22 protein-coding genes and 2 tRNA genes are annotated in these 26,052 nt (G+C 35.4%); 17 read left to right on the top strand and 7 right to left on the bottom strand.

The window, feature by feature from the left end; translation table 11 throughout:
- A partial coding sequence (locus ABY905_RS02280) for an NAD(P)H-hydrate epimerase (RefSeq protein WP_372640022.1) occupies positions 1 to 480 on the bottom strand: 480 nt, incomplete at its 3' end.
- Between the two features lie 224 nt (positions 481 to 704).
- Here ABY905_RS02280 and ABY905_RS02285 point away from each other — a divergent pair.
- The 4 genes from ABY905_RS02285 (at position 705) to hemH (ending at position 4,807) form a co-directional block, all read left to right on the top strand.
- Positions 705 to 2,243, top strand: a complete 1,539-nt coding sequence (locus ABY905_RS02285) for a peptide MFS transporter (protein ID WP_372640024.1) — start codon at positions 705 to 707, stop codon at positions 2,241 to 2,243.
- 233 nt (positions 2,244 to 2,476) lie between these two features.
- Positions 2,477 to 2,776 (top strand): DUF6787 family protein, encoded by a 300-nt coding sequence (locus ABY905_RS02290; protein WP_372640026.1) that lies wholly within the window; start codon positions 2,477 to 2,479, stop codon positions 2,774 to 2,776.
- A 48-nt stretch (positions 2,777 to 2,824) separates the two neighbouring features.
- Positions 2,825 to 3,724, top strand: a complete 900-nt coding sequence (hemF, locus tag ABY905_RS02295) for an oxygen-dependent coproporphyrinogen oxidase (RefSeq protein WP_372640028.1) — start codon at positions 2,825 to 2,827, stop codon at positions 3,722 to 3,724.
- 69 nt (positions 3,725 to 3,793) lie between these two features.
- Positions 3,794 to 4,807, top strand: a complete 1,014-nt coding sequence (gene hemH / locus ABY905_RS02300; protein ID WP_372640030.1) for a ferrochelatase — start codon at positions 3,794 to 3,796, stop codon at positions 4,805 to 4,807.
- A 71-nt stretch (positions 4,808 to 4,878) separates the two neighbouring features.
- Here hemH and aspA read toward each other — a convergent pair whose 3' ends face one another.
- Positions 4,879 to 6,285 carry an aspartate ammonia-lyase gene (aspA, locus tag ABY905_RS02305; protein ID WP_372640032.1) on the bottom strand — a complete coding sequence of 469 codons (1,407 nt, stop codon included), beginning with the start codon at positions 6,283 to 6,285 and terminating at the stop codon, positions 4,879 to 4,881.
- Between the two features lie 358 nt (positions 6,286 to 6,643).
- Complete coding sequence (locus ABY905_RS02310) at positions 6,644 to 7,150, bottom strand: DUF4494 domain-containing protein (RefSeq protein WP_372640034.1); 507 nt, start codon at positions 7,148 to 7,150, stop codon at positions 6,644 to 6,646.
- A gap of 402 nt (positions 7,151 to 7,552) precedes the next feature.
- Here ABY905_RS02310 and ABY905_RS02315 point away from each other — a divergent pair.
- From ABY905_RS02315 to ABY905_RS02365, 11 genes are all read left to right on the top strand, one after another.
- Positions 7,553 to 7,626: transfer RNA gene (locus ABY905_RS02315), tRNA-Met, on the top strand.
- Between the two features lie 184 nt (positions 7,627 to 7,810).
- Positions 7,811 to 7,884, top strand: a tRNA-Met gene (locus ABY905_RS02320).
- Between the two features lie 319 nt (positions 7,885 to 8,203).
- On the top strand, positions 8,204 to 8,578 hold the full coding sequence (locus ABY905_RS02325) for an START-like domain-containing protein (protein WP_372640036.1): 375 nt from the start codon (positions 8,204 to 8,206) through the stop codon (positions 8,576 to 8,578).
- 158 nt (positions 8,579 to 8,736) lie between these two features.
- Entirely contained in the window at positions 8,737 to 10,197 is a 1,461-nt protein-coding gene (locus tag ABY905_RS02330; RefSeq protein WP_372640038.1) for an LptF/LptG family permease, read from the top strand.
- Positions 10,190 to 10,648 carry a nuclear transport factor 2 family protein gene (locus tag ABY905_RS02335; protein WP_372640040.1) on the top strand — a complete coding sequence of 153 codons (459 nt, stop codon included), beginning with the start codon at positions 10,190 to 10,192 and terminating at the stop codon, positions 10,646 to 10,648. The genes ABY905_RS02330 and ABY905_RS02335 overlap by 8 nt, the downstream gene beginning before the upstream one ends.
- Positions 10,649 to 10,695: 47 nt before the next feature.
- Positions 10,696 to 10,863 (top strand): DUF5522 domain-containing protein, encoded by a 168-nt coding sequence (locus tag ABY905_RS02340; protein WP_372640042.1) that lies wholly within the window; start codon positions 10,696 to 10,698, stop codon positions 10,861 to 10,863.
- An 11-nt stretch (positions 10,864 to 10,874) separates the two neighbouring features.
- A complete protein-coding gene (fmt, locus tag ABY905_RS02345; protein ID WP_372640044.1) occupies positions 10,875 to 11,852 on the top strand; it encodes a methionyl-tRNA formyltransferase in 978 nt (325 codons plus the stop codon).
- A gap of 376 nt (positions 11,853 to 12,228) precedes the next feature.
- Positions 12,229 to 14,001, top strand: coding sequence for a long-chain fatty acid--CoA ligase (locus ABY905_RS02350; RefSeq protein ID WP_372640046.1), 1,773 nt, complete (start codon positions 12,229 to 12,231; stop codon positions 13,999 to 14,001).
- Positions 14,002 to 14,037: 36 nt separating this feature from the next.
- Positions 14,038 to 16,440, top strand: coding sequence for a 3-hydroxyacyl-CoA dehydrogenase/enoyl-CoA hydratase family protein (locus ABY905_RS02355; RefSeq protein WP_372640048.1), 2,403 nt, complete (start codon positions 14,038 to 14,040; stop codon positions 16,438 to 16,440).
- A 51-nt stretch (positions 16,441 to 16,491) separates the two neighbouring features.
- Complete coding sequence (locus tag ABY905_RS02360) at positions 16,492 to 17,667, top strand: acetyl-CoA C-acyltransferase (protein ID WP_372640050.1); 1,176 nt, start codon at positions 16,492 to 16,494, stop codon at positions 17,665 to 17,667.
- 63 nt (positions 17,668 to 17,730) lie between these two features.
- On the top strand, positions 17,731 to 19,515 hold the full coding sequence (locus ABY905_RS02365) for an acyl-CoA dehydrogenase family protein (RefSeq protein ID WP_372640052.1): 1,785 nt from the start codon (positions 17,731 to 17,733) through the stop codon (positions 19,513 to 19,515).
- A 72-nt stretch (positions 19,516 to 19,587) separates the two neighbouring features.
- Here ABY905_RS02365 and ABY905_RS02370 read toward each other — a convergent pair whose 3' ends face one another.
- Positions 19,588 to 20,502 carry a glucosaminidase domain-containing protein gene (locus ABY905_RS02370; RefSeq protein ID WP_372640054.1) on the bottom strand — a complete coding sequence of 305 codons (915 nt, stop codon included), beginning with the start codon at positions 20,500 to 20,502 and terminating at the stop codon, positions 19,588 to 19,590.
- Between the two features lie 255 nt (positions 20,503 to 20,757).
- Between ABY905_RS02370 and cdd the strand changes: the two genes are divergently transcribed.
- Positions 20,758 to 21,243 carry a cytidine deaminase gene (gene cdd / locus ABY905_RS02375; RefSeq protein ID WP_372640056.1) on the top strand — a complete coding sequence of 162 codons (486 nt, stop codon included), beginning with the start codon at positions 20,758 to 20,760 and terminating at the stop codon, positions 21,241 to 21,243.
- Between the two features lie 91 nt (positions 21,244 to 21,334).
- Here cdd and ABY905_RS02380 read toward each other — a convergent pair whose 3' ends face one another.
- Together ABY905_RS02380 and panB are read right to left on the bottom strand one after the other, a co-directional pair.
- Positions 21,335 to 22,048 carry an RluA family pseudouridine synthase gene (locus ABY905_RS02380; protein ID WP_372640058.1) on the bottom strand — a complete coding sequence of 238 codons (714 nt, stop codon included), beginning with the start codon at positions 22,046 to 22,048 and terminating at the stop codon, positions 21,335 to 21,337.
- Between the two features lie 51 nt (positions 22,049 to 22,099).
- Complete coding sequence (gene panB, locus ABY905_RS02385; protein ID WP_372640060.1) at positions 22,100 to 22,918, bottom strand: 3-methyl-2-oxobutanoate hydroxymethyltransferase; 819 nt, start codon at positions 22,916 to 22,918, stop codon at positions 22,100 to 22,102.
- Between the two features lie 404 nt (positions 22,919 to 23,322).
- Here panB and dnaK point away from each other — a divergent pair, with 404 nt between their 5' ends.
- The gene (gene dnaK, locus ABY905_RS02390) at positions 23,323 to 25,224 is read left to right on the top strand and encodes a molecular chaperone DnaK (RefSeq protein WP_372640062.1); all 1,902 of its coding nucleotides are present in this window, start codon (positions 23,323 to 23,325) and stop codon (positions 25,222 to 25,224) included.
- A gap of 119 nt (positions 25,225 to 25,343) precedes the next feature.
- Here the strand turns inward: dnaK and ABY905_RS02395 are convergent, their stop codons facing one another.
- Positions 25,344 to 26,051 (bottom strand): ABC transporter ATP-binding protein, encoded by a 708-nt coding sequence (locus ABY905_RS02395; protein ID WP_372640064.1) that lies wholly within the window; start codon positions 26,049 to 26,051, stop codon positions 25,344 to 25,346.
- Position 26,052 lies beyond the last annotated feature (1 nt).

Raw genomic sequence — 26,052 nt, forward strand, 5'->3', positions numbered from 1 at the left:
AATATCAACCGCTACAATCTCAGCTTTTGAATCATTAATCAGCTTCACTAAATCTTTTACTAAACCATCCAACGGTCGAGATAAACCAGAACCAAATAGGGCATCAATAACTACGAAGTCTTCTGATATAATAGGAAAATCATTTGAATTAGAAATTTCAAAAATAGAAACTGAATTTTTAATTTTCAATCGATTAAGATTCATCTGATAATCTACAGATAAATTCTTACTTATTTTAACAAGATGGACCTCCACTTGAAAATTCGCTTTAGCCAACATTCTTGCCAGAGCCAAACCATCACCCCCATTATTGCCTGGTCCTACAAATATCTTAAAACTTTGATCTTGATTATATCGATCAACTATCCACTCATAAAGTTTTAATGAAGCTCTTTCCATTAAATCAATTGAAGATATAGGCTCATTCTTGATTGTATAAGCATCAATTTCAGCGATTTGTTTCGAGCGGAATATTTTCATCTTTATGTAATTTTAATGAGCTAATCGATATCATAAATCATCAAGCTCTGTAATGGAAATGTTAATCTCTCTATCAAAGATAAAAACTTTAAAGATTGCATTTTACGGAAACGATTTAAATAATATCATAAAACCCAAAATACAGCTTAGCCTTATAATATTTTTATATATTTGTCCATCTCAGAAAATAAATAAAAACTATTAATAATTAAAACAAACAACTTATGTTTAAAGGACATCCTAAAGGTCTGATTCCTGCCGCCTTAGCAAATATGGGCGAGAGATTTGGATTCTATACCATGATGGCTATTTTGGTATTATTCTTACAAGCTAAATTTGGTTTATCAGGAACTGATGCTGGTTACATCTATTCTGGGTTTTATTTCTCAATTTACATTCTTGCTTTAGTAGGTGGTATTATTGCTGATAAGATTCAAAATTTTAAAGGGACTATTTTTACTGGTTTGATTCTTATGAGTGTCGGATACCTAATTATGGCTTTTCCTACACCTACTCCAGTTGCTAATGTTCCACTTTATTTAAGTCTTTCAATAGGAGGATTATTTGTAATCGCTTTTGGTAACGGTCTATTTAAAGGTAACCTTCAGGCTTTGGTTGGTCAAATGTATGACAATCCTAAGTTTGGCGCAATGAGAGATTCAGGTTTCTCTTTATTTTATGCTTTCATAAATGTAGGTGCAATTTTTGCTCCTTTTACAGCTATTGGTGTCAGAAACTGGTGGTTGAGTAAATCCGGTTTCAAATATGATGGTAGTTTACCTGAATATTGCCATTCTTTCCTTAGTGGTTCTTTAACTCCAGAATCAGAAGCTAATTTTAGAATAGCTGCTGAAAAAACTACAGGAACTAGTATTGCTGATTTAACATCTTTCTCTAATGAGTACTTAAATGTATTTAATGAAGGATTCCATTATGCTTTTGGAGTTGCTATTATTGCAATGGCTATCTCTACAGTTGTTTTCTTGGTAAACAAAAAGAATTTCCCAGATCCAAAAGTAAAAGCGGCTCCAGGTGAAATTACTGACGAAATTAAAATGGAAGCAAAAGAAGTTGCTCAAAGAATGTATGCTCTATTAGCAGTATTCGGTGTGGTTATTTTCTTCTGGTTCTCTTTCCACCAAAATGGATTAACTCTAACAATGTTTGCTAGAGATTATACGGATCTTAGTCTATTAGTATTTACTGTAGGCGGAATTACATTTAAGGGTGCCGAAGTATTCCAAGCTATGAATCCAATATTTGTAGTAGGACTAACTCCTGTTCTAGTAGCTATATTTGGTTACCTAAGAAATAAAGGAGTGGAACCTTCTACTCCAAAGAAAATTGCTATCGGTATGGGTATTGCTATGCTAGGTTTTGTTCTTATGGCATTTGGTTCTCTAGGCTTACCATTATTTAATGAAGTAAGCACTTCTAACGGTGGAACTCCTCTAGCTGACATAAGCCGTGTAACTCCTTTTTTACTTGCTGGCACATACTTTATTCTTACTGTAGCTGAGCTTTTCATTAGCCCAATGGGAATATCATTTGTTTCTAAAGTAGCTCCTCCACAGTATCAAGGTTTGATGCAAGGTGGATGGTTAGGTGCTACCGCTCTAGGTAACGGACTACTATTTATTGGTGCAATCCTTTATGAGTCTATTCCTGTATGGATGACTTGGAGTATTTTTGTTGTTGCTTGTGCAATTTCAATGATTACAATCATGTTTATGATTAAGTGGCTTGAAAGAGTTGCTAAATAAGAAAACATCAAATCATATATATAAAAGGATGTCCAAACGGGCATCCTTTTTTTATGCTCTATACTCTCATAAAAAATTACAATAATATTCTAAACCCATAATTTAAGACAAAGAGGTATTTTATTATATCTTTGAAAGCGAATTGAATCAGTGGAAATGGAAATAAAGCCACTTATTTTTTAACGAAATAACTTAAACCAAATTCACACATTAACGAACTCACACATCAAACAATGATTCAAAAACTTAAAAATAGATGGCAGATTGAAAATAATTTTCAACTGATTCTTATACTCCTTACCTTTTCTGTAACTGGATCTCTTTCGGTAATGGTGCGTCGTCCCATATTTGAATATCTAGGTATTGATACAACAACAAGTCTTTGGATAAAAGTCCCAATGAGTATTTTAATCATCACACCATCCTATCAAGTTCTACTCATTATTGTAGGTTCAATTCTAGGGCAATTCAAATTCTTCTGGGCTTTTGAAAAGAAAATGCTTAGCCGATTTCGCTTCAGTAAAACGAAATAATTAAAGGCAACAGAAAAGTAGAATAATACAACTGATTAAATCGTTCAAATGACTAAAGAACAAATAGCTGCTCAATTTAAAACTCTTCAGGATACTATTACTCAAACCATAGAAACCACAGATGGAAATGCCAAGTTTACGGAAGATATTTGGGATAGAGATGGTGGCGGTGGTGGTCGAAGTCGCGTTATAGCCAATGGTCAGTTCATAGAAAAAGGCGGTGTCAATTTCTCTGCCGTTCATGGCTGCTTACCCTCGAAAATTAAAACAAAGCTCAAAGTGAATTGCGACGAGTTTTTTGCAACTGGCGTATCTCTCATCATGCATCCAGAAAATCCTCACATCCCGATTGTACACATGAACGTTCGATACTTTGAACTTAAAGATGGTACTTATTGGTTTGGAGGAGGAATTGACTTAACTCCAATCTATATCGACAAAAAAGAAGCAGCTGATTTTCATCGAGCACTTAAATTGATTTGTGATAAACACCATCCTGAATTCTATCCGAAATTTAAAACATGGGCTGATGATTATTTTTACCTAAGTCATAGAGACGAGACACGAGGTGTAGGGGGAATCTTCTTTGATCATTTAAATGAATCAAAAGGACTATCAAAAGATGAATTATTCAATTTTGTGATTGAAATTGGGCAACTCTTTGCGCCTCTTTATTCAGAGATCATGAAAAAGAAAGCCGAGACTCCCTACTCTGTGCAGGAGAAAGATTGGCAATTGCATAGAAGAGGTCGCTATGTAGAGTTCAACCTCTTGCAAGACAATGGAACACGCTTTGGCATTGATACCAACGGACGTGCCGAATCAATATTGGTGAGTATGCCTCCTGAAGTAAAATGGACCTATCAATACGAAATAAGAGACAATTCAACTGAGGCAAACACCATCAATCTCCTAAAGAAAAATATAAATTGGCTTCAATATCTGTAAAGAAAAATTGGAATCTTGCTGATTGAGTCATTTTTAATATCTTCACAAAAGATCTATCTACAATTCAATATGAATAAAAAAACGACTATTCTTCTTATTAACCTTGGCACACCCAATAGTCCAAGCGTCAAGGATGTTCGATCTTATCTGAAAGAATTCCTAAACGACAAAAGGGTCATTGATATTCCATGGCTTCTGCGTAAAATTTTAGTCAATATGATTATCATTCCATTCAGAGCTAAAAATTCTTCCAAAATATATAAAGAACTCTGGACTCCTGAAGGATCACCATTGATGCTATATGGTGAGAAGGTGAAAAGTATGTTGCAAGAAGAACTTGGCAATAACTACAATGTCGAATTGGCTATGAGGTATAAGGAACCATCACTCCCTAACGTTTTAAATAAAATAAAAAGTGAGATGCCAGAGCGATTAATCGTCTTTCCAATGTATCCACAATATGCTTCTTCATCTACTGGTTCAACTATCGAAAGAGTTATGGAACTGATGAAATCGTGGGAAGTAATTCCAGAGGTTAATATCATCAATCAGTTTTTTGAGGATCCTGATTATATCAAAATTATTGCTAATAATGCATTGAAACATGACCTGACAAATTTTGATCACTTCGTGTTCTCATTCCATGGTTTGCCTATCAGACAAATCAATAAAGTACATCCTGATCGGAATTGTAAAACTTGCGATTGCGATAAGAAGTTTAAACGCGAAACCGATTACTATTGCTATAAAGCAACTTGCTACGAGAATGCAAGACTTATTGCTCAGGAACTGAATATTCCGCATGAGAGATATACGGTTGCCTTTCAATCGAGGTTAGATAAGGATTGGCTTGAGCCATTTGCCGATAAGCTAATGGTTAAATTGGCAAAAGAAGGGAAGAAAAACATTATGGTCTTCAGTCCAGCCTTTGTTGCCGATTGTCTGGAAACAACCGTAGAAATTGGCGGTGAATTTACTGAACTATTCAAAGAGAATGGAGGCGAAAAACTCGTATTGGTTGAAAGCTTAAACGATAATCCAGCCTGGATTAAAACAATCAAGAAACTTGTATTAAATCAATAAGCTAGAATATTAGATATAATAAAAGAGCCATCCCAAAGGATGGCTCTTTCTATATATTGTAATCCTCAGGATTAAGCCTTGATAAATTTCTGTGGCTTAATCATACGCTCTGGTGCAAGAATCTCATCAAGCTTCTCTTTAGTCAATAATCCTTCTTCGAGAATCAAATCGTAAACAGATCTGTTTTCAGACAATGCACGTTGAGCAATTCGAGAAGATGCTTCGTAACCTAAAGTTGGGTTTACTGCAGTAACAATACCGATAGAGTTCATCACCATTTCTCTACAATGATCAACATTAGCAGTGATACCATCAACACAACGCTCTCTTAATGTAGACATTGCATTCTCCAACATCTCCATCGACTCGAATAAAGAACGAACAATAACTGGCTCCATTACATTTAATTGTAATTGACCTGCTTCAGATGCAAATGTTACAGTTAGGTCGTTACCAATAACTTTATAAGCAACTTGGTTTACAACTTCTGGGATAACAGGATTTACTTTTCCTGGCATAATAGAAGAACCTGGTTGCATTGCAGGTAAGTTGATCTCATTGAATCCACAACGTGGACCCGAAGATAGCAAACGAAGGTCGTTACAAATTTTAGAAAGTTTGATAGCCAAACGCTTCACTGCTGACGAGTACATTACGTATGACCCAGTATCAGGAGTAGCCTCAATAAGGTTACCTGCCAATACAATAGGCATACCTGTAGCATCGCACAAATGCTTAATACATAGTTCTGAATACTCAGGCTCAGAGTTAATACCCGTTCCGATAGCAGTAGCACCCATGTTTACTTCAAGGAATAATTTAGCATTTTGATTCAAACGCTCAATTTCTTCACTCAAGTTTTCAGCCCAAGCTTCGAATTCCTGACCCAATGTCATAGGTACAGCATCTTGCAATTGAGTACGCCCCATCTTGATAACATCGCTAAACTCAACACCTTTTGCTCTAAATGAAGCAACAAGTGTTTTTAAATTAGCAACTAGATCTTCGTTCATCAACATCAAACCAATCTTAATCCCAGTTGGGTAAGCATCATTAGTCGATTGTGAAAGATTCACGTGATTGTTTGGGTGACAATGATCGTAATCACCTTTTTCAAATCCCATGATCTCTAAAGCACGGTTAGCAATTACTTCGTTGGCATTCATATTGGTCGAAGTACCAGCACCACCTTGAATCATATCAACAGGAAATTGGTCTACCAATTTTCCATCTATAAGTTCTTCACAAGCAGCAATAATTGCATTGCTTATTTCATCAGACAATAATCCCAAATCGTTGTTTGCTTTTGCAGCAGCCAACTTAACGATAGCCAAAGCTTTGATGTATTTTGGATATGCACTCAGTTTAACACCACAAATATCAAAGTTTTCAATTGCTCTTAGGGTTTGAACGCCATAATATGCCTCAGCACAAACTTCTCTGTCTCCTAATAAATCGTGTTCTGTTCTTGTCTTCATATATTAATGCTTTTGCTTCAACATCACCTTATTCAAGGAAATATTTCGCGTCGTTATTTATATAATTTTATGCAACAAATGTAAAGCTTCAATCAGATTTTGGACACTTTTCATTTGTAATTTCACCATCAACAGAAACGACATAGATGCCACAACATACACATCTGATATTCTTAAACTTACACTCATAATCTATACCAAGATAATTCACATAAATTAAAAAATCAAAAATGTTTTTCAACAGAAAACAATCGTTTCCGTAAAATACGATGCATATCTATAGTCGGGATCATTACAGAACACAAAAAAGGAGCTGATTTAAAAAGCAGCTCCTTGTCCAGTTCAATTTATTATGTCTTTATTCGAAATCCGAAGAAACAGTTTCAACTTCTGCAATTGGTTTCAAGTTTTCTGGAATTTCTTCATTAAGCACATCCTTAAAGAAAGGAAATACATCCATGATTGGACTTTCAGTAACTGATGGAATTTCAAATGGAACAATCATGTCACTCAAACCTTCAGTAAGGTATTCATAAGCATCTTTTACATTATTAGCCTCAACCAACATATAATTATTCGACTTCTTCTCCTTACCAGATTCCTCATCAACTGTAACAAAACTCGTCTTGGCCTTAAACCATCGGTCACCATTCTCATTTGGAAACAACTCGCTGACATTTGACTTGCTTATATTAGTCACAATAAAATCACTATGAATCATTTTCTCCAATTCTGTATGAATACGAGCTTCTGCTTCAGTAAAAGAAACGGCATCTACCAAATAAGGCTCTGTAACTTTTTTCTCTTTTCCGTTTTCATCAATTTTAACGTACTTCACTTTACATTCAAACCAATTGTTAGTCATAGTATTGTGTTTTTATCTGATTAAAAATTCAATATTCTCTCATTTTCGAAAGGCAGACAAAGATAATATTATCACAGCAAATACAGTCGTTTAATCATGTCATAAATTATTGCCTTAGCAATTAGATTTTTTTTTAACATGGCCGTTTCAAATATCTCATTATACTATTCATCATACTATTTTAGTAAAAACGATTGCCCCAAACTACTCCAGACACAAGCGTTCTGATACTTTTGAGAGAAAAATCAAGTGCTGGATTATTTTTTTTGAGAAAAAAATAAAAAGCTAACTCTCTAATAAACAAAGAGACCTATTCTGATAAAAAATCTTTTTGATTAAAATTCATGATCATCCTTTTTTTTATTGAGAAATGCCTCTATATTTGCATCGCAATTGAGAAACGGCGAGGTAGCTCAGTTGGTTAGAGCGCATGATTCATAATCATGAGGTCGGCGGTTCAACCCCGCCTCTCGCTACTCAAAAGGCTTAGATTTTTCTAAGCCTTTTTTTGTACCCTAACTTCAATAAAAAAAAACACATCCTCTCAAAAGACTGTATACCAGTATGTTTCACTCAACACATTGTCTTAATTTCAAAAAATCAAAAAAAATATTTTTAAAATTGAAAATAGACGCTATATTTGCATCGCAATTGAGAAACGGCGAGGTAGCTCAGTTGGTTAGAGCGCATGATTCATAATCATGAGGTCGGCGGTTCAACCCCGCCTCTCGCTACTCAAAAGGCTTAGATTTTTCTAAGCCTTTTTTTTGCTTTATTTTTTTCAGAACATTTTCAAATTACTCTTAAAACAAGAGACTACTCTAATTTTAATTATTTTTTGTATATCTTATACAAAATAAATCTAGAAAAAGCCCTAGCACCTCTGTTTTGGGGCCATATTTAGAATTAATAACAAAATATAATTATATTAAATAATATTTGCTATTTTTGAGCGCAAATAGTAGAAGGTATATTAGAGATGCTCTATTATAAATCAGGCATCTATAGAATAAAGATTTAGGAATATTTCAAATTGACAAGAAAACAAAAAACATGACAAAATACGATTTAGAATATGTCATTCGCGCCTCACAAAAGCTATTGTTTGAACGCTTAAGCACTTCGAGTGGCTTATCTGAATGGTTTGCAGATAATGTGAATCAAAAAGGAAAAATTTTCACTTTCGAATGGGAAGGATCTGAGCAAAAAGCTGAAATGATTCACAAGAAGGATAATCAGGTCATAAGATTTCATTGGCTAGATAGCGAAGATGATGATTCTTATTTCGAATTTCGATTTGAAATTGATGCCTTAACCAACGACTTATCATTAATTATTACAGATTTCGCGGAGGAAGATGAAATTGATGAAAACATGGAACTCTGGGACTCTCAAATCTCGGAACTGAAACATGTATTGGGTGCATAATTTTTAACACTCAAAAATACATATTCATGATAAAATACTTTATTTTTGTAAGCAAAAAGACCAGACTCATTCTTAACTGGTCTTTTTTGTGCATTATAAAATAAGCTTGTATTAAGTTAATCAACCTTGTTTGATTTTTATTCTTGAATACTATATCCATGAAACGACTACACTCCTTTATACTAAAAAGTTTTTTAGGTCCTTTAACATTTACCTTCTTCATCTGCATGTTTGTATTACTCATGCAATTTCTATGGCGCTACATTGATGAGTTTGTAGGGAAAGGATTAGATTGGACTGTTATTGTGGAATTCATGTTTTACGTTTCGGCAACTCTTGTACCAATGGCTCTTCCTCTTGCCATTCTATTGGCCTCAATCATGTCCTTTGGAAACATGGGTGAAAACTACGAGCTCATTGCAATGAAGGCAGCAGGTATATCCTTACAAAGAATCATGCGCCCTCTCATTATCCTAGTCATGTTTATTGGTTTGGGAGCCTTTTACTTCTCAAACTATGTTATGCCTGTCGCATCTCTTAAAACCAGTGCTCTTCTTTACGACATTCAACATCAAAATCCCGAACTCATATTAAAGGAAGGTGTTTTCACGAGTGATTTACCTGGATTTGGTATAAAAGCTGGAAATATTAATAAGGAAACAGGTATGATCTACGATCTCATGATTTACGATCATAGTGATAATCGAGGGAATACTCAAGTCACAATAGCCGATTCTGGAAGATTAGCAACCAGTGCTGACAAGTTATTTATGGACGTAACTCTTTATAGTGGGAAAAGGTATGAAGAAGTTAAAACCAGTAAGCGTAAAGACAGGGATAGACATCCGTCTCAAAGAGTCAAATTCGATTTATATAAAACAACAATTAGCCTCCCAGGTAGTGAACTAAAAAGAACCGATGAGGAACGTTTCAGAAATTCATACAGAATGCTAAATTTAAAGCAACTATCTAATCAAAGAGATACGCTTGAAGATGAATTGCAAGAGGAAAAAGACAGATTAGCTCATCAGCTATCCAGCTACCAATATTTCAAAAAAGAAAGCAAAGCTTCACGCAAAGATTCAACTCGTCAAGTCCTTTTAAATACTAAAACCTGGAGTGCTGATTCTTTATACCAACAATTAGACTTAAGCGATAAACTAACATCAGTTGGAAATGCCCTTAGTTATAGTCGTAAATCTAAAGATCGTATTTCGAGAAATATAGGCATACAAAGTGCAAAGCAAAAATGGATTCAGAAACACGTGAACGAATGGCATCGTAAATTCACTTTGTCCTTCGCTTGTATTATCTTCTTCTTTATCGGAGCACCTCTGGGTGCCATCATCAGAAAAGGTGGTTTGGGAATGCCTGTTATCATATCTGTTCTGTTCTTTATCATATACTACATCATATCTATGACTGGAGAGCGTGCAGCTCGAGAACTTGTTTTATCCCCATTTGTAGGAATGTGGATTTCATCAATAGTCATTCTTCCATTAGGCGTTGTTCTTACATATCAGGCAACAACTGATTCCAGAATTCTTAATATCGAATCTTATATCAACTTCTTTAAAGGACTTAATCCAACTAAACTTTTTTCGAAAAAAGATGCTTAAGCAAATTTCATTCATTATTTTATTAACATTCTCTTTAATAGCATGTCAGAATAAAACAATAACTGAACCTAAAGAAATAAATACACTTCTAGATAATTGGCATCTAGCTGCTACGAATACTAATCTCGATGCATATTTTTCAGCTCTGGGCGATAATGCAATTTATATCGGAACCGATGCATCAGAAAGGTGGACAAAAACAGAATTTTTCAGTTTTTGCGAACCTTACTTTAAGAAAGGGAAAGCTTGGGATTTTAAAGCTTTCGATAGAAAAATCTACTTTTCAGAGGATGGAAAAACAGTTTGGTTCAATGAATTACTGAATACTTGGATGGGCATTTGTAGAGCCTCAGGTGTTCTAAGTTTAAAAGACGGGAATTGGAAAATCTCTCATTATCAGCTTTCTGTTACAGTTAAAAACGAGAAGATGAAACAGTTTCTGGAAATCTAATAAGAATTCATTTCAGGAAAACCAATTCATTCAAATTACTTCATACTATGTTCGACGATTTAAAACCAGATATCGATTACTATATGAGCCCCGATGGCTATCGTATTTTAACACATAAATACCTAAGTGAAAGAGGCTACTGTTGTGGAAATGGATGTAAACATTGTCCATATTTCCCTAAGCACACCAAAGGTAATTGTACATTAAAAGAATAAAAAAGCTCGATATGACAAAAAATAGTTTACGAATTGTTTATATGGGAACTCCTGATTTTGCAGTAGCTCCTCTTGATGCTTTAATTGAAGCTGGTTGCAATGTTGTTGGAGTTATTACAAATCCTGATAAGCCTGCGGGCAGAGGACAAAAAATCCAAGAATCAGCAGTCAAGAAATATGCCCTCGAAAAAGGTTTGACAATTCTCCAACCTGAGAAATTCAGAAATGAAAAATTTCTCGCTGAACTTAAATCTTTGAATGCTGACTTACAAGTTGTCGTTGCATTCAAGATGTTACCCGAAGTGGTTTGGAGTATGCCAAAATATGGCACTCTAAACTTACATGCATCTTTACTTCCTCATTACCGTGGTGCAGCTCCAATTAATTGGGCAATCATGAATGGAGACAAGGAGTCTGGTGTATCAACCTTCCTTTTACAAAAGGAGATTGATACTGGGAATGTCATCTTCCAAGAGAAAGTGAATATCGAAGAAAACGATAATCTGGAGACTCTTCACGATAATCTAATGGAAATTGGCTCAAAATTGGTTGTTAAAACAGTTAGAGCTATTGAGGCTAATGATTATCCTCAGATTCCACAAAAAGATTTAATTGCCGAAGGTGAAGAATTGAAAAATGCGCCTAAAATTTTCAAAGACGATTGTAAAATTAATTGGTCTACATCAATTGAAGATATTCACAACCATATTAGAGGTTTAAGCCCTTATCCTGCTGCTTGGACAGAACTATGTGATACTAATGGTAAAAAGTTTGCTGTCAAAGTTTATGCTGCAAATAAAGAGATTGAATCTCACCCACATTCTATAGGCACACTTTTAAGCGATAAAAAAACGTACCTAAAAGTTGCTGTTAATGGTGGTCTATTAAACCTAACAACCATTCAAATAGCAGGAAAAAAGAGAATGCAAATTGGAGATTTTCTAAGGGGTTTTCAGCAAATAGATAATTACAAGCTTCTAATAGACTAATCAATAAAAGAATCTGATATACAGAGCTTATCTCAACATGAGGTAAGCTCTTTTTTTTTTGCAATACGATATTATCTAAACTCAAACCGTAAGTGACTAAGCTCAGTAGTCCAATAATATTGAATAAATTCCTTTCAAAAAGTCCAATACTCTATTCAAAAATATTTTTCCATTTCAAAAAAGTTTTGCTTAACTTTTAATAAGGATAAAAAAATCCTCATTTTATAGCGAAACAGTTTTCCAGATTTGTGCAGTTGAGCCTCGCTACTTTTAAAATCTAGACCCCTTTTCAGGATTATAGATTTCCCCTTTTATCATTATAACATTTATATAGGCTTAAGCCAACTAAAGTCAGTTTAACACAAAATTAAGGCTTATGGTAACGCGCATATTCGATTTATTAGATAATTATCAAGAGCATTTCTCTGAGAAAGAGTCTGTATTTGTAAAAAAAGAAGCTGGAGAATGGATCAGTTATAGTACTCAAGACTATATCCATAATGCAAACCTATTGGCCTATGCTTTTCTTGAATTAGGGTTCAAGAAAGGCGATCGTATTATAAGTATTTCAAACAATCGCCCTGAGTGGAATTTTTTGGATATGGCATTATCTCAGACAGGACTCGTTCACGTCCCACTCTATCCGACAATTGGAAGCAAGAGCTACAATTATATTATTGAGCATTGTGATCCTTCGGCAATTTTCGTTGCAAATGACATGCACTATGCTAAAATACAGGAAGCTATAGACAACCAAGAAACCATGCCTAAAGTATACTCCTTTAATCAGATCGAAGAAGTCACTAATTGGCAGAATTTAGTTGAACTAGGAAAAAAAGCGGAAGTCAATCAAAAAGAGAAACTTCATGAGATCAAGAATAGTATTTCACCAAATGATTTATTAACGATCATTTATACTTCGGGAACTACAGGTACACCTAAAGGGGTTATGCTTTCACATCACAACTTTCTTAGTAATGTGCTGGCTTCTGCCGAACGACTCGTTCTTAACTCTTCCCATAAAGCTCTTAGTTTCCTCCCCATAAATCATGTGTATGAGCGAATGGTGAACTACCAATACCAGTACAAGGGTATTAGTATTTATTACGCCGAAAGCATGGATACAATTGGCGATAACTTAAAGGAAATAAAACCTCATGGATTTGCTACAGTACCTCGGTTATTAGAAAAAGTATACGATAAAATTATGGCTAAGGGTAAAAGTCTAGGCTTTGTAAAACGTTCTTTATTCAATTGGGCCGTGAACTTAGGTTATCGATACGAATTAAATAGAGCCAATGGAGAATGGTATGAGTTCCAACTAAGAATTGCTCGTAAACTCGTTTTCAGCAAATGGCAAGAAGCATTGGGTGGAAACATCATATTTATGTGTTCAGGGGGTGCGGCTCTTCAAGTTCGATTAGAACGACTATTTTGGGCCGCAGGTATTCCAGTTCAAGAAGGATATGGTTTAACGGAAACCTCTCCAATTATTGCCGCAAATCAAAGCACTTGGCCAGACATTAGATTTGGAACAGTAGGACCGCTTATCAAAGATGTAGAGGTGAAAATTGCCGATGATGGTGAAATTCTAGCCAGAGGTCCCAACATCATGCTGGGCTATTATAAAGATCCTGAACTTACTAACCAAGTAATTGATAAGGACGGCTGGTTCCATACTGGAGATATTGGCTGTATTGAAGAAGAACGGTTTTTAAAAATCACAGATAGAAAAAAGGAAATTTTCAAAACCTCTGGAGGCATTTACATTGCCCCACAAGTGATGGAAAATAAACTTAAGGAATCTCCATTTATAGATCAAGTAATTGTAATTGGCGAAGCGGAGCGATTCCCTGCAGTTATTATTTCGCCCAATTTCGAATTCTTAGTATCATATGCCAAGCGTAAACACATCACCTACACCAATAGAGATCAGATTATTAATAATGAGAGAATTAAGAAACGAATTTGGCAAGAATTAATCAAAAACAACAAGAGTTTTGATCATCCAAAGCGCATAAAAAGTATGCGACTTGTACCAGATTCTTGGACACCAGAAACCGGAGAACTTTCACCAACTCTCAAATTAAAACGTAAAGTTCTAAGAGAAAAATATCGTGATATTATTAAGGATATCTACACTAACTAATCATATTCTATCTATCCACACGCAAATTTCGAACATATGAATTTCAAAATAAAAAAAGTTGCAGTACTTGGAGCGGGTGTTATGGGAGCTCAAATTGCCTGTCATTTTGCCAATATTGGTATTCAGGTTCTATTATTAGATATTCCCCCTAAGGAACTTGATGAAAAGGAAATTAAACTTGGTTTTGATTTGAATCACCCAAAGGTTAAAAATAGAATCACAAGCGATCTTTTTAATCGAACTCTTAAACTAAAGCCTGATCCTTTATATAAAAAGGAATTTGCTAAAAGAGTTAATATTGGAAATTTCAATGATGATCTTCCAAAAATAACGGATTGCGATTGGGTGATTGAAGTTATTATAGAAAATCTTGAAATAAAAAAGAGTCTCTATGAAAAAGTTGAACTCTATAGAAAAGAAAACACTTTAATTACAACCAATACTTCAGGTATTCCAATTCAAATATTAACTCAGGGAAGAAGTGATAATTTCAAGCAGTATTTCTGTGGAACTCATTTTTTTAATCCACCACGATATTTAAAACTATTGGAAATTATTCCAGCAAAAGAAACCAGTAAAGAGGTTATAGATTTTCTCACTCATTTTGGAGAACGTTTTCTTGGAAAATCAGTTGTAAGCTGTAAGGATACACCTGCTTTTATTGCCAATAGAGTCGGTATTTATTCCATGATGTCAGTTGTACATTTAATGGAAGAAATGAATTTTTCTGTCCAGGAAATAGATAAGCTAACCGGTATTATCATTGGCCGACCAAAATCAGCAACTTTCAGAACTTGCGATGTTGTCGGCTTAGACACCTTAGTTTTTGTCGCTCAAAATTTACAACAGGTTTTGATTAATGATGAAGGAAAAGATACATTCTTAATTCCTGATAGTATTCAAAAAATGCTGGAATTGAAGTGGCTAGGTTCTAAAACGAAACAGGGATTCTATAAGAAAGTCAAATCAGAAAATGGCGAGAGTGAAATCCTAAGCTTAAATCTAAGCAGCTTCGGATATCAGCCCATGGTTAAACTTAGAATTGCTGAATTCGAAAAGGCCAAGGCTCTTCCGAACTTAACAGATCGGATTAAAAGTTTAATAAAGGGAGATTCTAAAGTCAACTTGTTCTATCAAAAACTATTCCTTGGATTGTTTGCCTATATCTCGCATCGCATTCCTGAGATTACAGACGATCTGTATAAAATTGATGAAGCTATGTGTGCTGGCTTTGCTTGGGAAATTGGCCCATTTGAAATTTGGGATGCTTTGGGATTAGAAAAGACCATTCCGCAAATGGAAAAACTTGGGATGAAACCAGCTGCTTGGATTTATGATATGATGGAAAGGAAAGGAACTTTCTATCAGCTTCAAAATGGTCATCAGCAATATTACGATATTAGTACAAATCAGCATATCACAATTCCTGGGTCAGAGCAATTTATTTCTCTTAAGAACATCCGTTCGAGCCAAACTTTATGGAAAAATGAAGGCTGTAGTATTATCAATCTTGGAGATGGTATCATCAACTTAGAATTTCATTCAAAGATGAATACCATTGGCAGTGAAATTATTCAAGGCATCAACAAAGCTATCGAACTGACAGAGTCAGATCATAAAGCTCTTATCATTTCGAACGAAGGTGATCATTTCTCAGCTGGGGCTAATATCGGTTTAGTTTTCATGTTGGCTATCGAACAAGAGTTTGAAGAGTTGGACATGGTTGTAAAAACGTTCCAAAACACCATGTTAAAGATTAAATACGCACCATTCCCTGTTATTGCAGCTCCTCACAATATGACGCTTGGAGGAGGTTGTGAAGTAAGCATGCACTGTGATAAGGTTATTGCACATGCCGAAACTTATATTGGATTAGTTGAGCTAGGTGTGGGGGTTATTCCTGCAGGTGGAGGTTCGAAAGAATTTGCCTTGCGTTTATCCAACGAAATTAAAACAGACGATGTTCGCATCAACCGATTTAGAGATAAATTCCTAACCATCGGACAAGCTAAGGTTTCAACTTCAGCTTGGGATGCTTTCGATTTAGGTTACCTCAGAAAGGATGTTGATGAGGTTGTTATCAGTAGAAAACACCAACTTAAATACGCAAAACAGACTGCCCTGCTAATGATTGAAAAAGGTTATACACCTCCTATCCCACCTAAAGATATTACCGTATTGGGTAAGGAAGGTTTAAGTCTTGTTTATTCTGGTGCAGATGGTATGCAGGTGGGGAATTTCATTTCAGAATACGACAAACACCTTTCAATTGAACTAGGTAAAATACTAAGTGGTGGTGAATTAAATGAACCTACTCAAGTTTCAGAGAATTACCTTTTAAAACTAGAGAGAGAAACCTTTGTTAAACTATGCCAGGAAAAAAAGACCTTGGAACGTATGCAAAGTCTACTACAAAAAGGAAAAATATTACGAAACTAATTATAGACGATAACATCCTATTTTATAGATCAACCTATAATACCAAATACTATGACCGCATATATAATAGCCGCAAAAAGAACAGCAGTAGGTAAAGCGAAAAAGGGCAAGCTACGTTTAATTCGCCCAGATGATTTAGCTGCAAGGGTTGTTCAAGATATCATGAAGAACTTTCCGATGATAGAAAGAAAACAAATTGATGATGTTATTGTTGGAAATGCGATGCCAGAAGGCGAACAAGGCTTAAATATGGGCAGAATGATCTCACTTCTAGGACTAAACACTGTTTCTGTACCAGGTATGACTGTAAATCGATATTGCTCTTCAGGTTTGGAGTCTATAGCCATTGCCGCTTCTAAAATTGAGATGGGACTGGCTGATTGTATTTTGGCTGGTGGAGCAGAATCCATGTCAATGATTCCCATGGGTGGATGGCGTGTAGTGCCAAATCTGGACATTGCCCAAAATAATCCAGATTGGTATTGGAATATGGGTATAACGGCTGAAGCGCTTCATAAGAAATACAATATTTCACGCGAAGATCAGGATGAATTTTCATTTCACTCCCATCGAAAAGCAATTGACGCCATTAGTAAAAATCGATTTGTCGACGAAATTGTACCTATTACAGTTATTGAAAATTTTGTAAATGGGAACGATATATTAGAGCATAAAGAACATATCATTTCTCAAGACGAAGGCCCTAGAAAAGATACGACACTTGAAGGCTTAAGCAAACTAAGACCGGTCTTCGATTTAAAAGGGACTGTAACAGCAGGTAACTCATCTCAAACATCTGATGGGGCTGCATTTGTTTTGGTCGTATCTGAAAAAATGCTAAAACATCTTAATGTAGAACCTCTAGCCCGTTTCGTTAATTATGCCGTTGCCGGTGTAGAGCCCAAACATATGGGAATTGGGCCTATAGAAGCAATCCCTCAGGTATTGAAAAGATCAGGTTTAATTATGAATCAGATTGAGCAATTGGAATTAAATGAAGCATTTGCAGTCCAAGCCTTGGCAGTAATGAGGGAACTCAATATTAATCCCAAGATAACTAATATAAATGGAGGGGCAGTTGCTTTAGGTCATCCCCTCGGCTGTACAGGAACAAAGCTAACTGTTCAACTAATTCATGAAATGAAAAAACAAAAACAGAAATATGGCATGGTAAGTATGTGTGTTGGATCTGGCCAAGGTGCAGCAGGTATATTCGAAGTCTTTTAAAGAATTGAATAAAAATCACACGATCATAAAATCTCAAGTAGTAAGAACTCAAAATCCTCAGATATGACAACGAAAAAATATCCCAAAGGCGGTGAATTCCTGGTAAAAGAAACCAAGCCTCAAGACATATTTATTCCTGAAGAATTTTCAGAAGAACAACTCATGATAAAGGAAACTTGTCGTGATTTCCTCGAAAAGGAGGTGGTCCCCTTACTCGATGAAATCGATAATAAGCAAGAAGGTTTAATGGTTGAACTCTTGGGGAAAGCCGGTGAACTAGGCTTATTGGGCATAGCTATACCAGAAAAGTATGAGGGCTTTGGACAAGACATGAACACCTCTATGCTAAGTACTGAAATAATGGGAACTTATAGCTCATTTGCCGTCGCATTTGCAGCTCATGCGGGCATTAGTACACTTCCTATTCTTTATTATGGAACAGGAACTCAGAAATCAAAATATTTACCAAAACTGGCAAGCGGAGAATACAAAGGGGCTTATTGCTTAACCGAACCAGGCGCAGGTTCTGATGCCAGTTCATGTAAATCGAAAGTCACATTTTGTAAAGATGGTAAGCACTACATTTTAAACGGACAAAAAATGTGGATTACCAATGCAGGTTTTGCCGATGTCTTCACCGTATTTGCAAAGATTGAAGATGACAAAAACTTAAGTGCTTTTATCGTTGAAAAAACATTCGAAGGTATCAGCTTAGGTCAGGAAGAACCGAAAATGGGAATAAAAGGATCATCAACTTGCATGATATTTTTTGAAGATTGTAAGATTCCAATGGAAAATCTTCTTGGCAAAAGAGGTGATGGCTTCCGAATCGCACTAAACGTTTTGAATAATGGGAGACTAAAACTAGCTGCTGCTGTATTGGGAGCAGGAAAGAATGTGGTCACCAACTCAATTACTTATGCTAACGAACGTGTTCAATTTGGAAAGAGCATTTCCAGTTTCGGAGCCATAAAAGCCAAAATGGGACAACAATGCATTCGCCTATTTGCTATTGAATCAGCAATTTATCGATGTAGTAATGACATACATAACAACATAAATGAATTAGTGGCTGCTGGAATGAGCAAAGAAGATGCTGTAATAAAAGCTCAAAAAGAATTTGCTGCAGAATCTGCCATTTTGAAAGTCGCAAGTTCCGAAGCTTTGGACTATGTTGTAGACGAAGGTGTTCAGATTTACGGTGGCATGGGTTATTCTTCTGAAGCTCCCATGGAAAGAGCTTATCGCGATTCACGTATCAACCGTATTTTTGAAGGAACAAACGAGATCAATCGCATGCTTGTTGTTGATTTTCTCCTGAAAAAAGCTTTTAAGAATGAGCTTCCTCTTTTATCAGCATCACAAGCGGTAGCTAAAGAACTCATGTCTATTCCTGAATTTGGTGAAATTGACGAGAGCTTGTTCGTTAGAGAAAATAAACTTGTGGCAAACTTTAAAAAAGCAGCTCTTTTAGTTGCGGGTGCAGCAGCTCAAAAATTCATGCAGAAATTAGGCACAGAGCAAGAAATCCTTATGAATATATCTGACATCATATCGGATTGTTACTTATCGGATTCTGTTTTGTTGAGAGTTGAGCGACTAATCGAACTAAAAGGTGAAGAAAACTGCAAGGAACAAATCGCCATGGCAGAAGTTTTCATTTATGATGCAGCCGATCGCATTCATAAAAATGCCAAAGATGCTCTTAATTCTTTTGCTGAAGGGGATGAATTAAGGATGATGCTACTTGGTATCAAACGATTCACCAAACATTCTGGCTTAAACAGCAAAGACAAACGTCGCTTAATTGCTAATAAACTGGTTGAAGAAAATAAGTACTGCTTTTAACTAATACATTATAAAACAAAAAGAGAAAGGCTTTAATAAACCTTTCTCTTTTCAGTTATTTTCAAATAATCCTTATCTCTTACGCAGGTAAACTCTGTCTCCTTCTGAAACTTTATCTCTCTTAGAGAAACCATTGAATTTTCTAACTTTCTTTAGTTTCACACAGTATTTCTGAGCAATATCGTATAAATTTTCGCCAGCCTTAACCAAATGGAAATTGTAACCACGTGCTGCCTTATTTCTCTTCTTATGAAAATATAAAATCTGATCGATTCCCAAGACATAATCCTTTGGAAGTTCATTATATTTCAACAACTTATCTCGACTAATTCCCATCTTTTTCTCCAGATTATAAAAGGTATCACCCTTAATAACCTTCACAAAATGGACCCCATTAGCAACCTCTAGTCTTAAATCTAAATCACCAATATTCTTTTCAAATGTTGATTTTTCTGAACGTTTAGACTCATGTCTCTTTGTATTACTATCAAAGAGATACAATTCCTCCTCCTCGATAATATCAATAAGCATATGTGCATACTTAGGATGAGTTGCATAACCTGCCTTCTTTAATCCCTTTGCCCAGCCCTTATAATCAGTTGGCTTCAGTTTAAATAAGAATTCATAACGCGAACGACTTGTCAGAAATTCTGAATGATCTTTGTAAGATTGATAAGGATCCATATATTTTCTAAAGCATTCGTTCTTCTTATCATCATCAATTTCAATCGATGCCCCTGTCCAATCGTGACATTTTATGCCAAAATGATTATTTGCTTTTGAAGCCAAAGTAGAACTACCGTTCCCCGATTCAAGCAGACCTTGAGCGAGAGTAATACTTGCAGGTATTCCGGTACGTATCATTTCGTCAATAGCCAGTTCTTTATATTTCGCTATATAAATTTTTCTCGAATTCTTTTCTGCAAAACCTAATGTCGAAAACAAACAACAGATAATTAGCAGTAATAGTGATTTATATAATTTCATACACTCAACTATATTTTAAAACAATGAAATTTATAGTATTCTTAGAAGTTCAATTAGAAATTTTCGTATTATGAAAGTATTACCATATGTATTTTGATCGGGATTACCACCCACCTTTACAAAATATTGATAATAATTCTATATCTTTATCGCCACTTCTAGTAAACAACCATAAAAATAGGAAATCAAAATACAATCCTACTATTCTCCGTTAATTTGTAATAAAAATTTATTTATCAGGAAATTTGTATGGTAATGAAGAAAACCCAACTAATTACAACTGTTCTAGAATACGATTCAATTGAAGAACTTGATTCTATCAACCAAAAATTAATTAATAAAGCCAAAGAGGCGACTCAATCATCATATTCTCCTTATTCAAAATTTAGTGTTGGTGCTGCAATTTTGCTTGAGAATGGTGAAATTATTCAAGGCAGTAACCAAGAGAATTCAGCCTATCCTTCGGGTTTATGTGCTGAAAGAGTCGCCATGTTTTATGCCAACTCAAAATATCCTGATGTACCTGTTAAGAGTATTGCTATTGCATGTTTTACCAATGGGCAATTTCTAGAAAGACCGATTCCTCCCTGTGGTAGCTGTCGTCAGGTTTTGTTAGAAACTGAAGAGCGTCACAAGACGCCAATGCAAGTTTTTCTATACGGACAAAAGCAGATTCTCGAAATTGAAAACATCAAGCAATTGCTACCTCTTTATTTTGAAAAAGACATGCTCGACGAGTAATTGTCAATTTTTACAAAAAACAAAAATGGCTAAATCTTGAAGCAATTGCTGAAGATTTAGCCATTTTATCTGAGAGTCACCTCTACTAAACTTATGATTTACCTATTACAAGATGATATAATTCTTTCCAAAGATTATCATTCTTAGGCATTGGTGCCTTAATAGTGATAGTCTCCTGCTTTATAGGATGAATGAAACTAATCTCACGAGCATGTAGATCAATTCCTTTTCCTTTATTTGCATGAAGGTAACCATACTTCAAATCACCTCGAATGGGACAGCCAATTTTTGCAAGTTGTCCACGAATTTGGTGATGACGTCCTGTGTGAAGTTTCACTTCTAATAAGAAATAATTTTGTGTCCGAGTCAAAAGCTTATATTCCAGAATTGCTTCCTTAGCCCCTTTTTTCTTTTTATCGAAAACATTACTCTTATTTTTTTCCTCATTCTTCAACATATAGTGAGTCAACACTTCTTCTTCGAGTCTCGGACATTTACTAACAACAGCCCAATAAATCTTACGAATTTGCTCATCTTTCTGTTGAAACATCAAATTAAGGCGAATTAGTGCCTTGCTTGTTTTAGCAAAAACCACAACCCCACTAACGGGTCTATCAAGTCGATGAGGTAATCCTAAATAAACATCACCAGGCTTTTTATATTTCGCCTTGATATAAGCCTTTACCCTATCACTTAAAGGCTCATCTCCAGTTTTATCTCCCTGAACAATCTCACCTCTTCGCTTATTTATAGCTATAATATGATTATCCTCATATAATACATCTAATATCTTTTCTTTTGCCATATTCTAATGCATAATTAGTAATCTAAACCACTAATTCAATATTTATAATTCTTAGTATTGCTCTTTCTCGTTAGGGAAATCTTTTGATTTCACATCCCCGATATAATTCTCTACAGCACCTTTAATTTCTTCAAAAAGATTGTGATATCTTCTTAAAAAACGTGGTGAAAACTCCTGTGTTATTCCTAACATATCATGAGCTACAAGAACCTGACCATCAACACCACCTCCAGCACCAATGCCAATTACAGGGATTGAGATCGATTCAGCAACTTTTGTAGCCAGACTTGCTGGTATTTTTTCCAAAACAAGTGCGAAACAACCTGCATCTTCAAGAAGTTTAGCATCTTCCAATAATTTTTCAGCTTCCGCATCGTCCTTTGCACGAACAGCATAAGTTCCAAATTTATGTATAGACTGAGGTGTTAACCCCAAATGTCCCATAACTGGAATACCTGCCGAAAGAATACGATTTACGGATTCTAAAATCTCACGACCACCTTCCAACTTAACCGCATCGGCACTGCACTCCTTCATGATACGAACAGAAGAACACAAAGCTTCTTTTGAGTTACCTTGATAGGTACCAAAAGGTAAATCGACAACAACCAAAGCACGATTGACAGCACGAACTACAGAAGCACCATGATAAATCATTTGATCAAGTGTAATAGGAAGCGTTGTTTCATGACCAGCCATTACATTCGATGCTGAATCTCCAACTAGAATCACATCCACACCTGCCTTATCAACAATACTTGCCATTGAAAAATCGTATGAAGTTAACATAGCGATTTTTTCTCCCTTCAGTTTCATCTCTGAAAGAATATGAGTGGTTACTCGTTTGATTGATTCTTTATGAATAGACATCTTTTACTTATTGCTAATTTTTTTTTTAATAGTTCAATCTGCAAAGCTACTTAAGTATTGCAAATTTATTCTGCAAAGTTAGAAAAAGATTGAAATAAGTTGAAACAGATAGAGATAAATAGACCTTTCGCGTATATTGAATCAATAGAAATAAAATCATCTATTCAATATATACCTCCAATATATAACCACAAATCCGTGTTCTTTTTTCATGACCGATATCGAAACGCTGTCTTTTTGGCAGCTATTCTGTCATACAAAAACTTGATTTTGGCAATCTCAGTGCCAAATATGCATTGCTTTTGACAAAATACAACTTGGCATAACCTTTGATTAAACCAAAACGAGCGTGAAAATATAGCTCAAAACAAAATCGAATATTAAAAACCTAAATAAATAGTAAAATGGGTAAGATTATTGGAATCGACTTAGGAACAACAAACTCTTGTGTTTCTGTAATGGAAGGAAATGAACCAGTTGTAATTCCTAACAGCGAAGGAAAAAGAACCACACCATCAATAGTGGCTTTTATTGAAAATGGGGAAAGAAAAGTTGGAGATCCTGCAAAACGTCAGGCCATTACTAACCCTACTAAAACTATTTCCTCTATCAAGCGTTTCATGGGTGAAACTCACGATAAAGTATCTAAAGAAATCAGTCGTGTTCCTTTTAAAGTAGTAAAAGGCGATAACAACACACCACGTGTATTAATCAACGACAGAAAATATTCTCCACAAGAAATTTCAGCAATGGTTCTTCAAAAAATGAAGAAAACTGCTGAAGATTACTTAGGACAAGAAGTAACAGAAGCGGTTATTACTGTTCCTGCTTATTTTAACGATGCTCAGCGTCAAGCAACTAAAGAAGCTGGTGAGATTGCAGGTTTAACTGTAAAAAGAATCATCAACGAGCCTACTGCTGCTGCTTTGGCTTACGGTCTTGACAAGAAGCATAAAGACATGCAAATTGCTGTTTTTGACCTTGGTGGTGGTACTTTCGATATTTCTATCCTTGAATTGGGTGACGGTGTATTCGAAGTAAAATCAACTAATGGTGATACTCACCTAGGTGGTGACGATTTCGACCAAATTATTATCGACTGGTTAGCTGAGGAATTCTTAAAAGATGAGAATCTTGACTTACGTAAAGATGCTATGGCTCTTCAGCGTTTGAAAGAAGCTGCTGAGAAAGCTAAAGTTGAACTTTCTAGTGCTACTAGCACTGAAATCAACTTGCCATATATCATGCCAGTTGACGGTATGCCTAAGCATTTGGTTCGTACTTTATCTCGTGCTCAATTCGAGCAATTGTCTGATAAATTGATTCAAGCTGTACTTGCACCTTGTAAATTAGCATTAAAAGATGCTGGTATTTCAACATCTGAAATTGACGAAGTTATTTTAGTTGGAGGTTCAACTCGTATTCCTGCAATTCAACAATTAGTTGAAAAATTCTTCAAGAAAACACCTTCTAAAGGCGTTAATCCTGACGAGGTTGTAGCTGTGGGTGCTGCAATTCAAGGTGGTGTATTGACTGGAGAAGTAACTGATGTTCTTCTTTTGGATGTGACTCCACTTTCAATGGGAATCGAAACTATGGGTTCTGTGATGACTAAATTAATTGAAGCCAACACAACTATTCCTACTAAGAAAACTGAAACTTTTACGACTGCTGCTGACAATCAGCCAGAAGTTGAGATTCATATTCTACAAGGTGAGCGTCCAATGGCTGCTGGAAACAAAACAATTGGTCGTTTCAAATTAGATAGCATTCCTCCTGCACAACGTGGTGTACCACAAATTGAGGTAACTTTCGATATCGATGCCAACGGTATTCTAAACGTATCGGCTAAAGATAAAGGAACTGGAAAAGAGCAATCGATTCGTATCGAAGCATCTTCTGGACTATCTGAAGAGGAAATCACTCGCATGAGACAAGAAGCTAAGGAAAATGAAGCTGCTGATAATGAAGCTAAGGAAAAAGTGGATACTTTAAACAAAGCTGACAGTACAATTTTCCAGACTGAGAAGCAGTTGAAAGAAATTGGTGATAAATTGCCAGCTGATAAGAAACAACCTATCGAGGATGCTCTTAATAAGTTGAAAGATGCTCACAAAGCTCAGGATTTAGCAGGTATCAACTCTTCTATTGAAGAATTGAACACTGTATTCCAAGCGGCTTCACAGGATATCTACAATGCTCAAGAGCAAGCTGGACAGCCAGGACCTGATGCAGGTGCTCAAGCTGGACAACAAACTAAAGCTGATGATGAAGTAACTGATGTTGACTTCGAAGAAGTGAAATAAGTAATCAATTAGAAATGATGGTTTAGTATTAAATCACATGACTGATATATAATAAAAACGCCAACCGATTGATTTCGGTTGGCGTTTTTTTATATCCTCTCTTTTAATTACAAAGTAATTTACGAGTATATTTCTGAGCTAAAAAAGGTTTCAAGTTCTCCTAGAGTACCCTCTGATGTTTTTATATCATTAATAACCTTTCCTTTTTCAAGAACAACGATTCTTTCGCAGACCTCTGTAACATGACTTAAGTCGTGAGAAGAAATCAGCATACAAACGTTTTTTTCCTTTTGTATATTTTTTAATAATTGCTTCAACCTTATCTGTGATGATGGATCCAGGTTTGCAAAAGGCTCATCAAGAACTAGTACTTCAGGTTGGCTCATGATAGCCGCAAAGATTCCAATTTTCTTCTGATTCCCTTTTGAAAAGTCGCGTATATACTTCTTCTGATTCAGAATCTCTCCTCCGAAGAAATCAGAAAATTCATTTATCAAACTATCAAGCTCTGACTTTGAAACTGAATTTATCTTTGCGATAAAATTAAAATACTCCTCAACGCTTAAGAAATCAACCAGAAAGCCCTCATCAAGGAAACTACCTGTATAGGTTTTCCAATCGCTAGTTCTTTTCACATCAATATTCTTAGATTGAACCCAGCCTGTGTCAGCCTTAATTAAATCTAAAATCAATCTGAAAAGAGTTGTTTTTCCTGCACCATTATTACCGACCAAACCAAAACTTTCACCTTGGTTAACTTTAAGCTCTTCAATATCTAATACAAGAGCTCCATTATATGATTTTTTAAGATTCTCTATTTTTATCATC

The organism is Ancylomarina sp., from assembly GCF_041555295.1.
GTDB lineage: Bacteria > Bacteroidota > Bacteroidia > Bacteroidales > Marinifilaceae > Ancylomarina.